Annotated in this window: 15 protein-coding genes and 1 tRNA gene; 5 read left to right on the forward strand and 11 right to left on the reverse strand. The window is 46.3% G+C overall.

What is annotated here, in order from left to right; translation table 11 throughout:
• Position 1 precedes the first annotated feature (1 nt).
• From NIAKO_RS08865 to NIAKO_RS08875, 3 genes are all read right to left on the reverse strand, one after another.
• Positions 2–391 (reverse strand): response regulator, encoded by a 390-nt coding sequence (locus tag NIAKO_RS08865; RefSeq protein ID WP_014218079.1) that lies wholly within the window; start codon positions 389–391, stop codon positions 2–4.
• Between the two features lie 288 nt (positions 392–679).
• Positions 680–1309 (reverse strand): response regulator, encoded by a 630-nt coding sequence (locus NIAKO_RS08870; RefSeq protein ID WP_014218080.1) that lies wholly within the window; start codon positions 1307–1309, stop codon positions 680–682.
• Positions 1306–3207 carry a PAS domain-containing sensor histidine kinase gene (locus NIAKO_RS08875; protein ID WP_014218081.1) on the reverse strand — a complete coding sequence of 634 codons (1902 nt, stop codon included), beginning with the start codon at positions 3205–3207 and terminating at the stop codon, positions 1306–1308. The genes NIAKO_RS08870 and NIAKO_RS08875 overlap by 4 nt, the downstream gene beginning before the upstream one ends.
• 661 nt (positions 3208–3868) lie before the next feature.
• Here NIAKO_RS08875 and NIAKO_RS08880 point away from each other — a divergent pair.
• Positions 3869–4234 (forward strand): winged helix-turn-helix domain-containing protein, encoded by a 366-nt coding sequence (locus tag NIAKO_RS08880; protein WP_049815486.1) that lies wholly within the window; start codon positions 3869–3871, stop codon positions 4232–4234.
• Between the two features lie 356 nt (positions 4235–4590).
• On the opposite strand, the gene NIAKO_RS08885 is transcribed toward NIAKO_RS08880, so the two are convergent.
• The 5 genes from NIAKO_RS08885 to NIAKO_RS08905 form a co-directional block, all read right to left on the reverse strand.
• Complete coding sequence (locus tag NIAKO_RS08885; RefSeq protein WP_014218083.1) at positions 4591–5286, reverse strand: GNAT family N-acetyltransferase; 696 nt, start codon at positions 5284–5286, stop codon at positions 4591–4593.
• Between the two features lie 64 nt (positions 5287–5350).
• Positions 5351–5935, reverse strand: a complete 585-nt coding sequence (locus NIAKO_RS08890) for a PhnA domain-containing protein (RefSeq protein ID WP_014218084.1) — start codon at positions 5933–5935, stop codon at positions 5351–5353.
• A gap of 46 nt (positions 5936–5981) precedes the next feature.
• Positions 5982–6569 (reverse strand): hypothetical protein, encoded by a 588-nt coding sequence (locus tag NIAKO_RS08895; protein WP_014218085.1) that lies wholly within the window; start codon positions 6567–6569, stop codon positions 5982–5984.
• A gap of 43 nt (positions 6570–6612) precedes the next feature.
• Positions 6613–8118: a bifunctional ADP-dependent NAD(P)H-hydrate dehydratase/NAD(P)H-hydrate epimerase gene (locus NIAKO_RS08900; protein ID WP_014218086.1), complete on the reverse strand. Its 1506-nt coding sequence runs from the start codon at positions 8116–8118 to the stop codon at positions 6613–6615.
• Positions 8119–8130: 12 nt separating this feature from the next.
• Positions 8131–9417: a serine hydrolase domain-containing protein gene (locus NIAKO_RS08905; protein WP_014218087.1), complete on the reverse strand. Its 1287-nt coding sequence runs from the start codon at positions 9415–9417 to the stop codon at positions 8131–8133.
• Between the two features lie 158 nt (positions 9418–9575).
• Between NIAKO_RS08905 and serA the strand changes: the two genes are divergently transcribed.
• Both serA and NIAKO_RS08915 read left to right on the forward strand, forming a co-directional pair.
• Positions 9576–10814, forward strand: a complete 1239-nt coding sequence (serA, locus tag NIAKO_RS08910; protein ID WP_014218088.1) for a phosphoglycerate dehydrogenase — start codon at positions 9576–9578, stop codon at positions 10812–10814.
• A gap of 221 nt (positions 10815–11035) precedes the next feature.
• Complete coding sequence (locus tag NIAKO_RS08915) at positions 11036–11440, forward strand: DoxX family protein (RefSeq protein WP_014218089.1); 405 nt, start codon at positions 11036–11038, stop codon at positions 11438–11440.
• An 83-nt stretch (positions 11441–11523) separates the two neighbouring features.
• Here the strand turns inward: NIAKO_RS08915 and NIAKO_RS08920 are convergent, their stop codons facing one another.
• Positions 11524–14142 (reverse strand): DUF5916 domain-containing protein, encoded by a 2619-nt coding sequence (locus NIAKO_RS08920; RefSeq protein WP_207622431.1) that lies wholly within the window; start codon positions 14140–14142, stop codon positions 11524–11526.
• Between the two features lie 364 nt (positions 14143–14506).
• On the opposite strand from NIAKO_RS08920, the gene NIAKO_RS08925 reads away from it, so the two are divergent.
• Positions 14507–15622 (forward strand): Gfo/Idh/MocA family protein, encoded by a 1116-nt coding sequence (locus NIAKO_RS08925; protein ID WP_014218091.1) that lies wholly within the window; start codon positions 14507–14509, stop codon positions 15620–15622.
• Between the two features lie 56 nt (positions 15623–15678).
• Here the strand turns inward: NIAKO_RS08925 and NIAKO_RS36545 are convergent, their stop codons facing one another.
• The gene (locus NIAKO_RS36545; RefSeq protein ID WP_014218092.1) at positions 15679–16335 is read right to left on the reverse strand and encodes a YdeI/OmpD-associated family protein; all 657 of its coding nucleotides are present in this window, start codon (positions 16333–16335) and stop codon (positions 15679–15681) included.
• A 44-nt stretch (positions 16336–16379) separates the two neighbouring features.
• Entirely contained in the window at positions 16380–16661 is a 282-nt protein-coding gene (locus NIAKO_RS08935) for a helix-hairpin-helix domain-containing protein (protein ID WP_014218093.1), read from the reverse strand.
• Between the two features lie 141 nt (positions 16662–16802).
• On the opposite strand from NIAKO_RS08935, the gene NIAKO_RS08940 reads away from it, so the two are divergent.
• Positions 16803–16886, forward strand: a tRNA-Leu gene (locus NIAKO_RS08940).
• The last annotated feature ends 143 nt before the right edge of the window (positions 16887–17029 follow it).

Below are 17029 nucleotides of genomic sequence, written 5' to 3' on the forward strand. Positions count from 1 at the left end.
TTTACTTTGTTTTTACAAGGCTTTCAAGGGCCTCATCTGTTATGCCTGTAATGGAGTCGTACCCCATAGACTTCTCTACATAATAATCAGCTCCAAGGCGCATGCATGTTTCGAAATATTCCCCAGGGTCGTTATTAGTAAGCATGGCGATCTTTACATGCTTGTTGCTGCCCCTGATCTTTACCAGCAAATCAATCCCACTCCTGTCTGGCAGGTTAATATCAAGGAATACAACGTGTGGCGTTTTTCGGGCGAACATCGTTATGCCATCTTCATAGCAGCCGGCTACCGCTATGGAGACCTCATTGTAGCGTTCTAAAAGCAGTTGTTGAACACGATGAATGAATAAGGCAGAATCATCTATTATGAGGATACAGAGAGAATTGCTCATCCATTGCCGTTTGTTTGTTTGGAATGCAAAGGTACATCGAAACAGCATGCCCGTAAATAGGGTCAATTGTCGTTTTTGTGTAAGGATGACAATTACTGTTTGTGGTAGTTTGTACTACAAGGGCAGCTGCAAGCTGTAAGCTCCAAGCTTCAGGCCGTCGCGGCAGCGGGAAAGGCACATGGCAGTAAGAAAACTAAAGACTCCAGGCTGAATGCCGTGCAGAGATGTATTGCTTATGACTTATAGCTTGCAGCTTGTGGCCTGCGGCATAGGACCTGGAGTTCAATTTTATATTAATTTATTTTCAATAGCATACAATGTAAGTTCCGCATTGTTCTGCATACTCATCTTTTCAAGTATTCGCGACCGGTAGGTGCTTATGGTGTTTACGCTTAAGGAAAGGGAGGTGGCGATTTCGGAAACCGTTTTCCCGGAGGCCAGTCGTTTCAGCACATCAAATTCCCGTTCTGATAGTTTTTCGTGCGGTAGCTGGTTGGGATCGTCGCCAAACGAGGCCGCTAACTTTTCGGCTCCTTCGGCGCTTACATATTTTTTGCCCTGCAACAGTTGACGCACGGCTTTCAGCAGTTCATCGGGATGGCTTTCTTTATTCAGATAACCGGAAGCGCCCGCTTTCAGGGCCCGTACCACATACTGGTCCTCAGGATGCACGCTCAGGATCAACACGGGGGTATTGGGCAACACCTTTTTCAGTTGCTTCAGGGTTTCCAGGATGTTGCGGCCAGGCATGGAAATATCTGAAATAATCAGGTCCCATTTTTCGGCAACAGCTTCCTGCAGCAGGGCAGAAGAATCGGTTACTTCGCTTACTTCGGAGCCGGGAAATTCTTCCCGTAAGAGGGTGCTCAGGCCTTTGCGGATAAGGCTATGATCATCGGCAATTAAAAATTTTGTCACGGTTGGCTTATTTCCTGGTTTGTGATTAGTATGGGAATGGATATCAGGATATAGGTTCCCTGGCCGGGGGTGCTTTCAATCTGAAAGTCGCCATCTATCATCAATGCCCGTTCCTGCATGCCCTTCAGGCCAAGTGTTTTTTTGTGGGCCATCTCTTTCGGGTTAAACCCTTTGCCGTTGTCGCGAATTTCCAGCACAATCCTGTTTTCTTCCTGCGACAGCACAGCATCTACCCGGGTAGCGCCGGCGTGCCGGGCAATATTGGTCAACGCCTCCTGGTAAATCCGGAACAGCGCATTGGATTGCTTGGTAGTAAATTGTGGCTCGTACAGCAGACTTTCAAAAACACAGTGGATGCCGAAGTTCTTTTCAAACTCGCGGCTTTGCCATTCCAGCGCGCTCACCAGCCCCAGGTTATCGAGGATGCTGGGACGTAGCTGGGTGGCTATTTTCCGAACCGACTTCATCGTTTCCGCCAGCAACTGATCTACCTGTTTCATTTTTTCTATCATCTCCTTTTCTTCGGGGTTCAGCTTTTTGCTCATTTGCATCAGATCGAGCTTTATCAGGGTCAGTTGCTGACCCAGTTCGTCGTGTATTTCGCGGGAAATATGTTTCCGTTCTTCCTCCCTGATGTTTTCGAGGTAGGAGGAGAGTTCCCGTAATTGCCGGTGCGATTCTTTCAGGTCCTGTTCGGCTTTTACCTTACCGGTAATATCATTGGCTACCACGTATAGGTTTTTATCGCCTGAGGATGCGGAGAATTCAATGTGTTTTTTTGAGCCATCCTTACAGGTTACTTCAAACTGACAGATTAAGGTTGTTCTGGCTTTCAATTGGGGTTGTCGGGCATGCAGTTCCCGGGAGGCAAGCACCATGTTGCGATAATTTTCATCCGGGTAGGCCTTGCTCAGCCATTCCTTCCGGGTTGGAATATCTTCTTTGGTATAACCAAATGTATCGATAAAAGCATTATTCAGGAAACGGGTTTCGCCTTGCTCACTAAATACACAAATAGGTATGGGCAATTGTTCGGAAATATTCCTGAATTTCTTTTCATTCTCATGCAGGGCCCTTAAGAAACTGTTCCTTTCGGTTACATTATTGAACGTTATAAAAACAAGATTCTCATCTGTTGTAAATGACATTTCCAACTCCTTCTTACTTCCATCCTTGCAATACACGGTTGCCTCAAAGGGACGGGATTCGTGTTTCTCTCCATTATATACCTGTTTCAGCTCTTTCTGCCAACTCTTTTGAAGGCTACGGAAATAGACTTCATCGCGATAGGCCTGCTGCCGCCAGTGTTCAATATTCGGAATATCTTCGATGGTGTAACCAAACCATTCGGTGAATTTGCAATTAATGAACACAAACCGTTTGGGCTCGTGTACTTCATATACCGCAATAGGCGTGGTCATTTTTTCAAGAATGCGCTTGAATTTATGTTCGGCTGCCTTCACCAGCCTTTCGGCCTGTTCCCATTCAATAAGATCGTCCGGGGCCGGTATATGGGACTGAGATTTCGGAGATTTGGAGGATGACGCGTTTACTGCTGCATGTTGTACGCTTTTATGTATCATCAACACTAATGGTTGTTTGCGTACCTGCCAAATAGAGCAGTCATAGATAGCCTCGGGTAATTTTTTTGTGCAGAATTCGAGCTGAATGATGGCCTGGGATTGTTTATTCTTTTTTGAAATGGCATTTTTCAGCACAGCTTTTGAGCCGGGCATCAGGAAGGACTGGATCTTTTTACCTACACACTGCTTTCCTGCCACTCCATGCAGCCTCGCTTCCTTTGGCCAAATGCCATTTATTACACCTGATTTTTTTTCAATCGACACTAAAATGACATCGTTAGGACGGTTATTTACTACTGGCATACTTTTATCCATCAAACGGAAATTGATTTAAGTATGTATAACGGGTTAAGCTTATAAGTTAATGCATTTCTAAGGTAAATAACCAGTAAATCGGTTATTTTTTAATGAATACCGGTTTACCGGGCTCATAACTGGGTAGACAGGGGCGTTAAAAAAAAAGCTGCCCCCTTTGGCGGGATAGCTTTTAAAAAATTATGGAAACTTATTATTTATTTGCATTAAGATCGTACCCCTGAATGAATTTGTCTTTGATAACAACATACAGTTTGGTTTCTGCTTCATCAACAATACATGCGGGGGGCCTTATCACCAAATGGGATCTTTACGAGGTCTTTTCCGGGTCTTTATCAGTTTTTACGAGTCCATTGATGCCGCTTTCATCAAATTTGGTTAAAATGAATATGGCGTCTTTGGTTGCTTTGCTTTTCACTTAATTTGTTTTGGGGTTGATACCGGTAAGGCTTAATTAGGTGGCAGTTATCAAACCGGTATTGGTTTGCTGCATCCATTTAATTTTGGTAACAGTACTGCCTAACTGAAATTCAAACTCAGGTTGTGCCTGTGCCTGGGATGTTGATAATAACGGTTAGGGGTGTGTGGTTGTTTTATTTTTTTAAATGTTTGCGGTTTAATTAGCTACGTTGAGTTATATTAGATTATTTATTATTGCATCATGAAAAAACTAATGAGGGACATATTGACAAATGGCGAATTCCGGGTGAACGGCAGTTTGTGGCTGGAAGGGAATGGAACCCGCTTTTTTGGTCCCGGCCCGGTTGAGCTGTTACAACTAATTGAAGAAACAGGAAGCATAAACCAGGCTGCCAAAAAAATGAGCATGTCGTATAAAAAAGCCTGGGAAATTGTAAACCGGTTAAATGAGATCGTTGGCAGTCCTATGGTAATTACCGCCACAGGTGGTGAAAAGGGTGGTGGCTCTTCGCTTTCTGACGAAGCCAAGGAACTCATTGAATGGTATGTTTCGTTACGGGAGAGGTTCCGGCGGTTTATTGAGGAAGAGACTTTGAAGCTGCATTAAAGGAATTAAAGGCAGTGGACTCCCCATAGCTATCGGGATTCAGTAGGCAAATGGCAAAGGGGCAGACGGCAGACGGCAGACATCAAGAAAACCCCGGAATTGCAGGCTTTGTTTTCCCCGGTAACTGGAAACCGGTAACCGGCAACCTGTAACCTATAACCTGTAACAAACTCACCAAAAAACAAAGTCTCCAAACAAGCACAAATAACCTCGATGATTTTAAGTTGGCTTACCGATTGAAAAGACCATAGCTATTCCGGGGTGCCGGTGATTGATATTTTAAACAATGCAGGCGTTACTACCGGTAAACAATTGCGTGGCGAAAACCTCACTAAATATGTGCTGGTAACTACTGACTACTCACTACTCACCAATTGCCAGAAGCTGATCGTTCTTCTTGTGGTGAATCCCAGGTATTCATATAACCTGATGGCCCGTTCGTTTGTATGTAACACATGCAGAAAAGGTGTATTGCCTGTTTGCAGGTTGGTGTTGCATAAATGGGCTATCAGGTATTGTGCATATTGGCGACCGGTATAGGCCGGGTCTGTACAAATGGCGCTTATTTCGGTTAACTGTTCAAGCCGCATACGCTCCCCGGCAATAGCCACCAGTTGATCCTGCTGCCAAATACCGGCATAATTGCCCAGGCGCCAGGTGTCTTTTTCATAATATCCTGGCTGCACTTTGTTTATAAGGTTGAGCATGTCATCACTATGCGATGCATTCAGCGGGGTAATTGAAATGGCATTGTCTGGTAATTTGATTGGCTGTTGCAGCACCATTTGCGCGCAAGGCAATTCTTTTAACAGCTGAATACCCGGGGGCAATGGAGGCAGCTCGCCGATCAGATAAAAAATCTCACCGGGTTCAAGCAGTCCGCGCAGGGCAACCAGGTTTGGGGTGGTTGCTGTTTCTATGGCTGCAAATGGCAGAATGCCCCGTTGATAGCGTTTCATGGGTTGGGCGCCGGTGGCAAACTGTTGCTGAACACCGGTAAGCGCCCACCAGGCCGGGTTATCAAGTTGCCAGAATGGATAGTTGTTTTGCATTCATCAGCAAATTATCGCCCGCCTTCGCCAAGGCTTCGTCGGCAAGCATTAGCAAATTATCACATTACGCGTTCTGCTTTCTTACATATTTGGTAAGTATCACAATTACCTGGCCCTCTATTTTACCTTCAATTTGTTCGGTATTATCTTCTACCAGGCGAATGTTTTTTACCACTGTGCCCATTTTCGCATTTAAGGTAGAGCCTTTTACATCGAGTGATTTTGTCAGGATTACGGTATCACCGTTTTGCAACAGGGCGCCGTTACTGTCTTTATGCAATTCAACAGCGTCGTCGTTATCATGGTCGCCGGTAGCTTTGGCCCAGGCCAGGATTTCATCGGTGAGGTACATCATGTCAAGGTTCTCCATTGCCCAGCTTTCTTTTTTCAGCCTGTTGAGCATCCGCCATGAAACAACCTGGATGCCTGGTATTTCACTCCACATGGTTTCTGATAAAAAAGTCCAGTGGTTGTTATCCAGTTCCGCTTTTTTTTCGATCTGTGCACGGCAGGTATCGCAGATCAGGATAGTGTCATCTACGTTGCTGTGAGGCTGAGGCGTTACTTCGTATATTTTTAATAAATCGCCTGATTTACATAATTCACATTGGTTGCCGCTTCTTTGCCTTAACTGATCTTCCAGTTTCATATTACGGGTTTAATTTGGCGGCGAAAGTAATATTTTTAAGCAAACATCACTTTGTATACAACAATTTGCCTTTCTCTTTTTTGATCTTCCAAAGACTCAACGCACAAACCATCACCCACAAAAAAGGATAGATCATCTCCGTTAAATAGAAGCTGCGGATAGTGGTAAAGTCGATATTTATATGTAAAGGTCCGGCAGATTTATTAGCTGGCGCCTCCAGGTGCGCATACAGGTAGGTAAGCCAGCAGCCAAAAGCCAGGCTTAACAAGCCAATGAGCAACCAGGTAAGTGACAGGAAACGGGCGTTTTTTTCTGTTCGTATTTTGGCAATGGCGATAACAAAAAAGAACATCATTAACAGGATGAGCACATTGGTTAGGGGGGCATTGCCGGCTACACGATCAGAGCTGGCAATTTTAAGGAACTGGATGGGTACCCAGTCAAAAAAATTTAATTTGAAATAGCGTAAGGCAAATGCCACCACAAAAGCGCCCAGCATCACCACCGTAAACTTCTTCAGTTTTGTAATGCCATAGAAGCTGATGGCGCGGTAATAGAAGATGATGAAAAGGATCGATAACAGGACGTAGGGCCCATAAATGAAAAGGTTGATCAGAAAAGGGGAAGTTTTCATAATCTGTCGGGATTGGATTTAAAACGGCAATATCTGGATTTTCTTATAACGATTGATAGGCCTGCCCTAAAAAATCTACCAGGTCAGAGGCTATCAGTGAGGGCTGGGAGGCATAGGCCGCGGCCAGATCGCCTGCACGGCCATGCAGGAATACCCCCAAAATAGCGGCGTGCAGGGGGGAATATTGCTGCGCCAGCAGGCCGGTTATCATGCCCGTGAGCACATCCCCGGTGCCACCGCTGGCCATCCCGGGGTTGCCGGTACTGTTAAAATAGCCCTTGCCATCGGGGGAGGCGATAAAAGAATACCTGCCTTTTAATACAATGTATAAATTATTATCGGTTGCCGTTTGCAGGGCCAGCTGAATGCGGTCGTAATCGTTGGCCGTTTTTCCAAACAACCGTTCAAATTCTTTGGGATGCGGCGTTAGTATGGAGCCTAAAGGGATCTTGTTCAACAGCGCTTTTTCCCGTGCTATCGCGTTCAACCCATCCGCATCGATCACCATGGGCCGGCGGTTCTGCTCAAAAACCGAATATAAAAGAGAGACATTGGCAGGGTTCGGCCCCAGCCCCGGGCCAATGCCAATAGTGTCGTATTTGTCCATTTCCTGCGTGGCGTGACCGGTATTGTCGTTTTCGCCGGGCGAACCCGTTTTGCACATGCCTTCAGGTACCGAGGTTTGCATAATGTTGTAACCCACTGCAGGAACGTGACAGGTGAGCTTGCCCACTCCGCTGCGTAAACAGGCCCGGGCGCATAAAACGGCAGCGCCCATCATCCCATAACTGCCGGCAATGATGGCGGCATGGCCATAATCGCCTTTATGGGAAAATGGTTTGCGCGGTTGCAGAAGTTGCTGCGCCATTTGCTGGTCAACCAACTGAAAGGGGGAATCCTGGATGGCCAGGAAACCGGGGAGGAGGCCAATGTTCAACAAATGCACGTCCCCAATACCTGCCGCGTTTTCCGGCATCAGGAAAGCTGGTTTAAAACACTGAAAACTAAGGGTGTACCGCGCCTTTATTACAATATTGCCGCGGCTGCTGTGGTCTACAAACAACCCGCTGGGAATATCGATGGCGATCACTTCATTATTGCTATTATTAATATGTTGTATAAGGTGGGCGGTGAGTCCGTCGGCAGGGCGGTTGATGCCGGAGCCTAATAATGCATCGATTACTACGTCACCGGTTGGAATGGGATGCACCGTTTCTTCTGAAGAAACAAACCGGATAGTGGCGGTGGTGTTGTGCAGGCGGGCCAGGTTGATCTGGAAATCTACTGTGCCCTTATGGCCAAACTCCAGAATATTAACGGTTACGGCGTGGTTGGTTTGGGCCAGCAGGCGGGCAATCACCAGGCCATCACCGCCATTGTTGCCTTTTCCGCAAAAGATGGTAAAGGCTTTCCCTTTATAATTGTTTTGCAGTAACCAGTCGTAACAGGCCGTTGCGGCACGCTCCATCAGGTCAACGGAGGCAATGGGTTCGTGGCGGATGGTGTATTCATCCCACGCTCTAATTTGTTCGGTAGCAAAAATTTGCATCCCGAAATTTAATTACTTTTTTGCAGAACGGTGGCCGGAAGATCTCTTTTTATGGGCCACGGCGTGTGAGCGGCGTTTTACTACAGGCTTTTCAACCACTCCGGCCGCTTGTGGCTGGCTGGGGTCGTCATCGTCGTAGTGGTTGCCGTTTTGCAGGTAATCGCCGAAAATATCGGCCATTTCTTTTACCTTGTATACATAGCGGCAGTCATTATTACAAAGGGCTATAATGGTAGCATCTTCATCCTGCATGCGATAGAAGGAGGTGCGGTTGCCATGCCACCAGCCATTGTGGTAAATCAATTTTTTGCCATTAGTCAACAGGTACATCCGCCAGCCCAGGCCATAATTGTGGGTGCCCGGTTTTTCAAAGCTGTAACCGGAATAAGCCTGGTCGAGGGTAGCCTTTTTAAAGAGCGACTCATTTTTCAGGCCCTGGTCCCATTTCAGCAGGTCGCGTACGGTGCTGTATACGTTTTTGTCGCCATACACCGCATCGAGGAATTCGAACCTATATTCTTTTCCGCTGTAATAAAAGGAGGGCAAATATTTCGCTGAATCGGCGAGGGTGAACACATAAGTGTCTTTCATCCCCAACGGTTCGAAAAATGTCTTTTTCAGGTATTCGGGGTACGTCATGCCGCTGACTTTTTCAATGATGAGGGCCAGCAAGGCAAAGTTGGTATTGGAATAGCTGAAGCCATGGTTGGCCGGCGCTATAGGTATTTTCTTGTAGTTGGCGATGAGGAAATCGAGTACATCCTGGTTGGAAACCATTTTGTGTTTATCCCAACCCATACTGCCCATATAGTGGTCGTACTTGGGAATGCCACTGCGATGGTTCAGCAACAGCCGCACAGTTACGGCATCCAAAGGAAAGCCGGGTAAGTATTTTGAAACGGGATCGTCGATATTGAGCTTGCCGTCCTGCCACAGTTTGAGGGTGGCCATACCGGTAAAGGTCTTTGATACTGAGGCAAGATGGAATGGGGTGGAAGGCGTGATGGAATCTTTCCTGGTGCGGGGATCTACGAAGCCGGTGTACATTTCATAAATGATGTGTCCGTTTTTTGCCACCAGCACACTGCCATTGAACCTGGTTTTACTGAAGGTTGAGTCGACATGGCTGCTGACCATTCGCTTATAATTACTCAGTTCTTCGGGGGTTAACGGGGTGGCATGAGTAAGGGATGAAGTATCACCTTCATTCATAGGGGAGGAAGTAACCTTCTTATTATTGACACGTGCACAACTCTCTAATACCACCAGGGTTAGCAACAACCTAACTATGTTTTTCACCAGGACTTATTAATTTATGGTTTTCACTAATGCGCGAAGTTACAGAAAAGGGTTCAGTAACGGGCCATGAAACTCAATTTCTATGCCCAACTTTCTGCAACTATGAACTATATTTGCAATCTTTTAACTAAGATAACGTAAAAGCAGTAGGATTCATTATGACCGACAAACAAATTACGAGTTATCCCAAGGAAAAGATAAACATTCTTCTACTTGAGAACATCTCTGACACGGCTGTTAAATTCTTTAAAGACAATGGTTACACATCCGTTAAAAAAGTAACGGGGGCATTAAGTGAAGAAGACCTGATTAAGGAAGTGAAGGACGTGCATTTGCTGGGTATCCGATCCAAAACGCAGATCACGCCGCGTGTACTGGATGCTGCAAAGAAACTTCAGGCTATCGGTTGCTTTTGTATTGGTGTTAATCAGGTTGATCTAAAATATGCTAAACAACAGGGTGTTGCGGTGTTCAATGCGCCGTATTCCAACACCCGTTCGGTAGCAGAGCTGGTTATTGGTCTGTCAATTTTGTTGATCAGACGCATTGTAGATAAGAACAAAGCCGCCCATGAAGGCGTATGGATGAAAGAAGCGAAGGGTAGTTATGAAATGCGTGGCAAAACCCTGGGGATAATCGGGTATGGGAATATCGGCACCCAGGTAAGCATTCTGGCCGAAGCCATGGGGATGCATGTTATCTTCTACGATACCATTACCAAGCTGCCGCTGGGTAATGCCATTGCCAAGAAAACCCTGAAAGAAGTGGTAAGCCAGGCAGATATTATAACGCTGCATGTACCCGAAACGCCCGCTACCAAAAACATGATCAACAAGAACGTGATCAAGAACTTTAAAAAGGGTTCTATTCTTATAAACTATGCCCGTGGCGAAGTAGTTGAACTGGATGCACTGGCCAGGGCGTTGGAAGAAAAACAACTGAGCGGCGCCGCAGTGGATGTGTATCCCTGGGAGCCTGAAAAGAACGGCGACAAATTCTCTACCCCGTTACAGGGTTTAAGCAACGTGATCCTGACCCCGCACATAGGTGGTTCTACCGAAGAGGCGCAGGAAAACATTGGGGAAGATGTAAGTAATAAACTGTACCAGTACCTGGAGCATGGCACCAGCATTGGTTCGCACACCGTGCCTACCTTAAGCCTGCCGCTGCAAGAGGGTGTACATCGCATTCTGCATATTCACCGCAACGTGCCAGGGGTGCTTTCAGCCATCAACACTACCTTGTCGAACGCCAAGATCAACATCCTGGGCCAGTACCTGAAAACAAATGATGAAATAGGGTATGTGGTGCTTGACATCGATAAGAAGTTATCGAACACAGCGATGCAGTTGTTGAAAGAGGTGAAGGATACTATTAAGGTGAGATTGCTGTATTAATAGCATTGTACTATATATGAAGCGGATCGTTCTGAAAAGGGCGATCCGTTTTTTTTTGTCGTAAATCGGCAAACGGCAGACGAACTGTGAACTACGAAGTCGCAAACAGCCCCTTAAATTGTCCGTAATACACCCCGTTGATGCTGTTTTTTGATTCTAGCTTTGTTTCAACAAATCAACAAAAACAAAAAACAAATACTCAACTACTAAATCACATTGTTATGAAAAAGACTAACATTTTCTACTGGGTGTTTACCGGTTTATTGGCTTTCCTGATGCTGGGTTCGGCTATACCTGATATTATAAGTCATCCGGTTGCCATCAAAGGCATGCATGAAGACCTGGGGTATCCGGTATACTTTATCCCTTTTATTGGCATAGCTAAGTTCTTAGGTGTGGTGGCCATTCTTACCCCGGGATTTCACCGGTTAAAAGAATGGGCCTATGCAGGCTTCACATTTGACCTGATCGGCGCCACTTATTCTATCTTCATGGCTGGTAAACCTGACTGGGTGTTTAATATTATTCCTTTGGCTTTATTGGCGGTGGCGTATATGTTCTATCAGAAAAGAAGAAAGTTGCAACAGGAAAGGAACGTTGATCTTACAAGAATAGCTGTTGCTTAGTAATTCCAGGTGTAGCCATGAAAAAAGAATGCCTAACGCAGGGTGCAACCAGCGTTAGGCGTTCGGCGTTTAGCGTTCAGCTGTTATTTCAAAAAACGATAGGTCCACTTTACCAGAAATATATTTCTGGCGGCATTGTGATCAAACGCGTTCGTCCATAAACTTTTTGAGATGCCTACATTGTTGTCCAGATCGGCATCGGCGTCGGGCGTATTGCTTTGCGACCACACCACGTAAAGCTCTGAACCGCGTTTGTATTCCCAGCGCATTACAAAGTTGGAGCGGAACTGCACAAAGTTGAAATCTGGTTTATCGAAGGTGTAATCCACAATACCATCCTTTTGCTCATCTACCTGGTAAACACCATTCACTTCTTTTACTTCGCCATTATTAAACGGATGAAAACGGTCGTTGTAGTTTTTTGCCATAGGATTTGATACGTAGGCAAAATGATTGTACACCGGCCGGTTCAAATAAGGTTGCCCGTAGTATTGTATGGTAAGGTCGGGCGTAATGTTATACGTTAACCGCGCGGTAAATCGCAGGGTGTGTTGTTTTACTTCACTTACAATGGTGCGGGTAGTGTTGTTGTAAGTAACGTTGTCCACAAACTGGTCCTGGCGGCGCCAGTTGTAGGAATAGCTGCCGGCCAAACTAAGCCGCAGCGAATTCATGGGCTGAAAATAGAGCGTAAGATCCACGCCATTGTACCGGGTGGTATTGCCAAATCCCCATTGGTTGTAGATGCTCAGGTACGCGTAGATTTTTTTCCGGTAGTCGGTATTTACATAGGCATTATGTGAAATATTACCCGGGTTGCGGATGGCTGTTGTACCGCGTAACGCGTTGTTTGAAACATCGTATACAGCGGTGGTGGCGCCGGTACCTATCTGCCAGTTATTTTTAAAGGAAGCATGTGAGTTAAAGTTAAAGGACTGGTTCATGAATTTGCCGCTGTAATCCCACTTCGACCAATGGTTATAATTCAACCGGGCCCAGCGAAAGAACAGGAACGATTTTGGCCAGTGAAAACCTGCCCAGGTAAAATGGTTGATCTCATTGGCGGTGAGCATAAAACCAATATCGTTCAACTCCAGTTCGGGCGAACGCAGGGTAACACCGGTTTCAAATTTAAACAGCCGGCCATGCCTGCCCGATTTACCACCTATTTTTCCAAAACGAAAGGTGCCGCCTGTTCCGGTTAATGAGGTGCGGTTGCTGTCTACCGCCAGGTTACGCGCATCGATGCGTTGAAACAGGTGTTCAAAGGCGGTTTGCGTATTGGTGATAGCAGCCTGTGTGCCCTGTACTTCACTAAAGATCATATTGCCGCGAATGTACCAGGTACGGTTCTTCCAGGTATGAAAGAAATCGAGCCCGCCGGAATAGGCCTGGCGATGTAACAGATCGTTCAATCCGCCATCGCGGTTAACAGCGGTTATGATGCCGCCAAAAATGGTTTTGCCGCCATTGATATCCTTTTGCAGCCTGCCCACAAAATAGCTGGTCAGCGGTTCTACCAGCACTTTTCTTTTCTCCCCATTGTCATCGATGGTAGCCGTTTCTTTTTGGGTAATGCTTTCCAGTACACCAATGCTCCAGCCTTTGCGGGTTTTGCCGCTGAATTTGGCGGCGCCCAGGATGGAGGTATTCTGAGGCATTTTCAGGTATTCATTATCGTTTATATCGGGCGTGTAATGCGGTGAACTGCCGATACGCCGTGAATAAAAAAGCAGGTCTGAATCGTAATCGCCCCCCGCTTCGGAACCGGTTAACTGGTAATCGAAAATATTCCGGCTTTCCATAAAGAAGGGCCGGCGTTCTTCAAAGAAATTCTGAAAACCGTCGATACGTACCTGGGAGGGATCGGCTTCCACCTGCCCGAAATCGGGGTTTACGGTAAAGTCGAGAATAAGGTCGTTGGTAACGGCGTACTTGCCATCGACCCCGCCGGTTAATTTCCTGTCGAACCCTTTGGCAAACGGGTTGCCTTCTTCCTTTTTGTATTTATCGGCCTGTACGGTTACATACGGGGCAATTTCTACCTGGCGGTGCATGGGAATATTTTTCAACCCCTTCAGTTCGCCAAAACGGCTTACCCAAACGCCGGAGTTCTGCGGAATGTATTGCCAGCACGATCTTTCTTCCTTGCGAAAAATACGCCGCGTAACCTGGATGCCCCAGGTCTTGTCTACCTCATTGCCATAACGGAGCTGGCTGAACGGGATCTTTACTTCAGCCGTCCAACCGGTTTTATCAATATGGGTTTTTGAAAACCAGATGGGGTTCCAGTTGGCATCCCAGTTGTTACCGTTATTGGATACAAACTCATCGCCACGGACGCCCGAGACCGATAGGGTGAATGAAAAAGCGGTACGCTGGTCGTGGTAACTGTCGATATTTATCTCCACCCAATCGCCGGGAAACTGGTCGCGGCGGTCCATCCATTTTATAATTGAATCGGGATATTTATCAATACAGTGGTAGGCGATGTACAGGTATTTTTCGTCGTACAGGATCTTGAACTCGGTAGGCTGGTGGGGCGCTTTGCCTTCGTTGGGCTGCCATTGGGTAAAGTCACCCGTCCAGGCAACCGAATTCCAGGCATCTTCGCTGGGGATGCCATCTAACAGAATATTGCCTTGTATGTGCTGGGTAGTATAGGATCTCCTTGCCACCGTTGTATCGGTGGTTTGACTCATGGCGGTTGTAGTGAAACATGTGACTGCAAAACAGATTAGCAAAAGCAGTTTGCTCGGGTTCATATCTCAATTCTACCAATTCTCCTTTTTTTGCCCCTGTTAAAGTATAGCAGCGGTAATTTAAGGAAAACGAGCAACGAGGCTATCGCTGTGGCAATCTAAGAGAAATGCAATTCGCTACAGGTTATGAAAATGTACCATTTTAAGGATGGGCGGAAAACCAATTAGCTAATGTGATAATATGCTAATTGGCTAATGCCTTCAGGGCGGCCCTTCTAACCCGAATTACCGGGCATTTGTCCTTTATCATATTAGCACATTGAATTAACGCATTGTTACTTAAATTTAAATAAAACTTGCCTGTATGAATTCCCGTCGAAACTTTCTGCAAAAGCTGGCGGCATCGGTAATTACGTTTCCCTTGCTGTCGGCAGAAGCCATTTCCGCTATAGAATATGCCGATGCAAAAATTGATGATGGTCCGCCTTTACGAGTGGCAATTATGGGCCTTGGCAGTTATGGCACCCGCGTGGCGGAGGCCATGAAAGATTGTAAACGGGCCCGCCTGGTAGGAGTGGTGAGCGGTACACCCGCCAAGATCACCAACTGGCAAACAAAGTATAATATTCCTGAAAAAAACTGTTACAACTACGAAACCTTCGATGCGATAAAAAGCAACCCCGACATAGATGTGGTGTATGTGACTACGCCTAACGGACTGCACCACGATAATGTGATTCGCGCCGCCAAAGCGGGTAAGCATGTTATTTGTGAAAAGCCAATGGCATTGAATGCAAAAGAAGGGCAGGAGATGGTAGACGCCTGTAAAAAGGCCAATGTAAAACTGCTGGTGGGCTATCGCATGCATTTTGAACCCAAGACCCTCGAGATCATCCGGATGCGTAAAGATGGCGAACTGGGCAAGGTCCTGTTCTTCCAGGGGCTGAGTGGTTTTACCATTGGCGATCCCACACAATGGCGGTTGAACAAAGCACTGGCCGGCGGCGGTTCAATGATGGACATCGGCATTTACTCCATTAATGGTGCGCGTTATATGATCGGGGAAGAACCCATTTGGGTAACAGCGGAGGAAACCAAAACCAATACCCAGAAATTTAAACCGGGGGTAGATGAGACCATTCAGTTTCAACTGGGTTTTCCCGGTGGGGCAGTAGCATCCTGCTTAAGTACGTATAATATGAATAACCTCGATCGTTTCTTTTTAAATGCCGAGAAAGGTTATGCCGAATTATGGCCAGCTACCGGTTACGGACCTATTAAAGGACGTACCAGCAAAGGCGAATTAACGCAACCGCATATCACGCATCAAACGGTGCAAATGGATGAGATGGCCGGTATTATCCTGGATGGCAAACAGCCTATTGTACCGGTTGATGGCGAAGAGGCCATGCGCGATCTCAGAATCATCGATGCTATTTACAAGGCGGCCAGTACCGGTAAACGGGTGGAATTGAGGTAGGTTGATAGGTTGACAAGTTAACCCTTTAACCAGGCTGGTTTTTACATGCGGATTGCTTACACATTTCCAGGATTCTTCCAGCCCTTCAATAACCTGTCGAGGGTGTCGGCAACTCGTTTCTCACGGGTTTCAGCGCGTTTGGCGGTAATTATCCATTCCACATATTCTTTTTTGTGGGAGTAGGGAAGCGATTCAAAGTAAGTACCGGCTTTTTTGTTTTTCGAGAGCACTGCCTGCAGGTCATCGGGCAGGCGAACTGTCTTTTTTTGCGGATCTACGTAATCGAGGATAGGCCGTTCAGTTGGTTTGGCGGCTTTCTTTTTATCGGTTTCCGTTTTCAGCCGAAAGGCAAATGCCGACCAGGTTTCGTTAAAAGAAACCAACGTGATCCAGTGGACATTTGGCTGCTTCAACAGGTTTTCCCATCCTTTGTCGCGGGTAAGGTCGGTTTGCAGGGAAGAGGTGCCCTTAGGATAGTAACACCAGCAAAGCACGTCGGCCGTTACCTGGGGCATTACTTTGGGCAGCTCTTTATCGAGCTGGGCTTTATTGAGGATGAACCAGTGAATTTGCTGAAAGTTCTTTGCGGTAGCGGAAATGGACACATCATCGGGGAGGGGATCGAGCTCCTTTTTAAAATCGGCCGGTGCGTTGATGGTGCGCAGGGAGAAGCCTTCCTTTATTTTTAGTTTTTGAGCCAGCGATGTAGCCATGGTAATGGTTTGAAGCTAAGATAGCATAATGCCGGAGGAGTTGGTTATTGAGAATTGCTGTCTTTCCAGTTCCACCATTTCAGTTTCTCGCGGTCCTGGTCGTTTGCAGGCGTTTCCGCAAAATAAACGGCGCACCGGAAAACGTACAACAGGCACCTGTCCTGCACGCAGCCTGCGAACTGGTTAGAGCGGTCGTACAATAATAGTGGGTCTTTCCCTTTCAGATCGTCGATGCTTCTGATACCGATATTAAGCAGGTCGGCGGCGATGGATTTGCCTACGCCAGGTATTTTGGAAAGTTCTTTTATTGTTTGAGTGGCTGTCATACTTTCGGGTTGCTAAAGGTAGCATAACTGATAGTCAATTTTTTCTGAGAATTTTTTCTCTATTTTTTGGTCAATTCAGAATTACGATTATCTTTGCAACCCGAAACGAAAAAGCTCTTAACAAAAAATAAAGATCTGAATGCCCAGGTGGCGAAATTGGTAGACGCACTGTGTTCAGGTCGCAGCGCTCGCAAGGGTGTGCTGGTTCGAATCCAGTCCTGGGCACTTACTTTAGAAAGCCTTCCGGTAAACGGGAGGCTTTTTTATGGATAATTTTTTTTGAGATCAATTGGTAAGGATCAAGTCAAATTGTTGAGGGATTTGGTTGTCAAGCATAAATTTTCTGTAATCTGAATAAGAAGAAATTA

It is taken from the genome of Niastella koreensis GR20-10 (assembly GCF_000246855.1).
Taxonomy (GTDB): Bacteria; Bacteroidota; Bacteroidia; order Chitinophagales; family Chitinophagaceae; genus Niastella; species Niastella koreensis.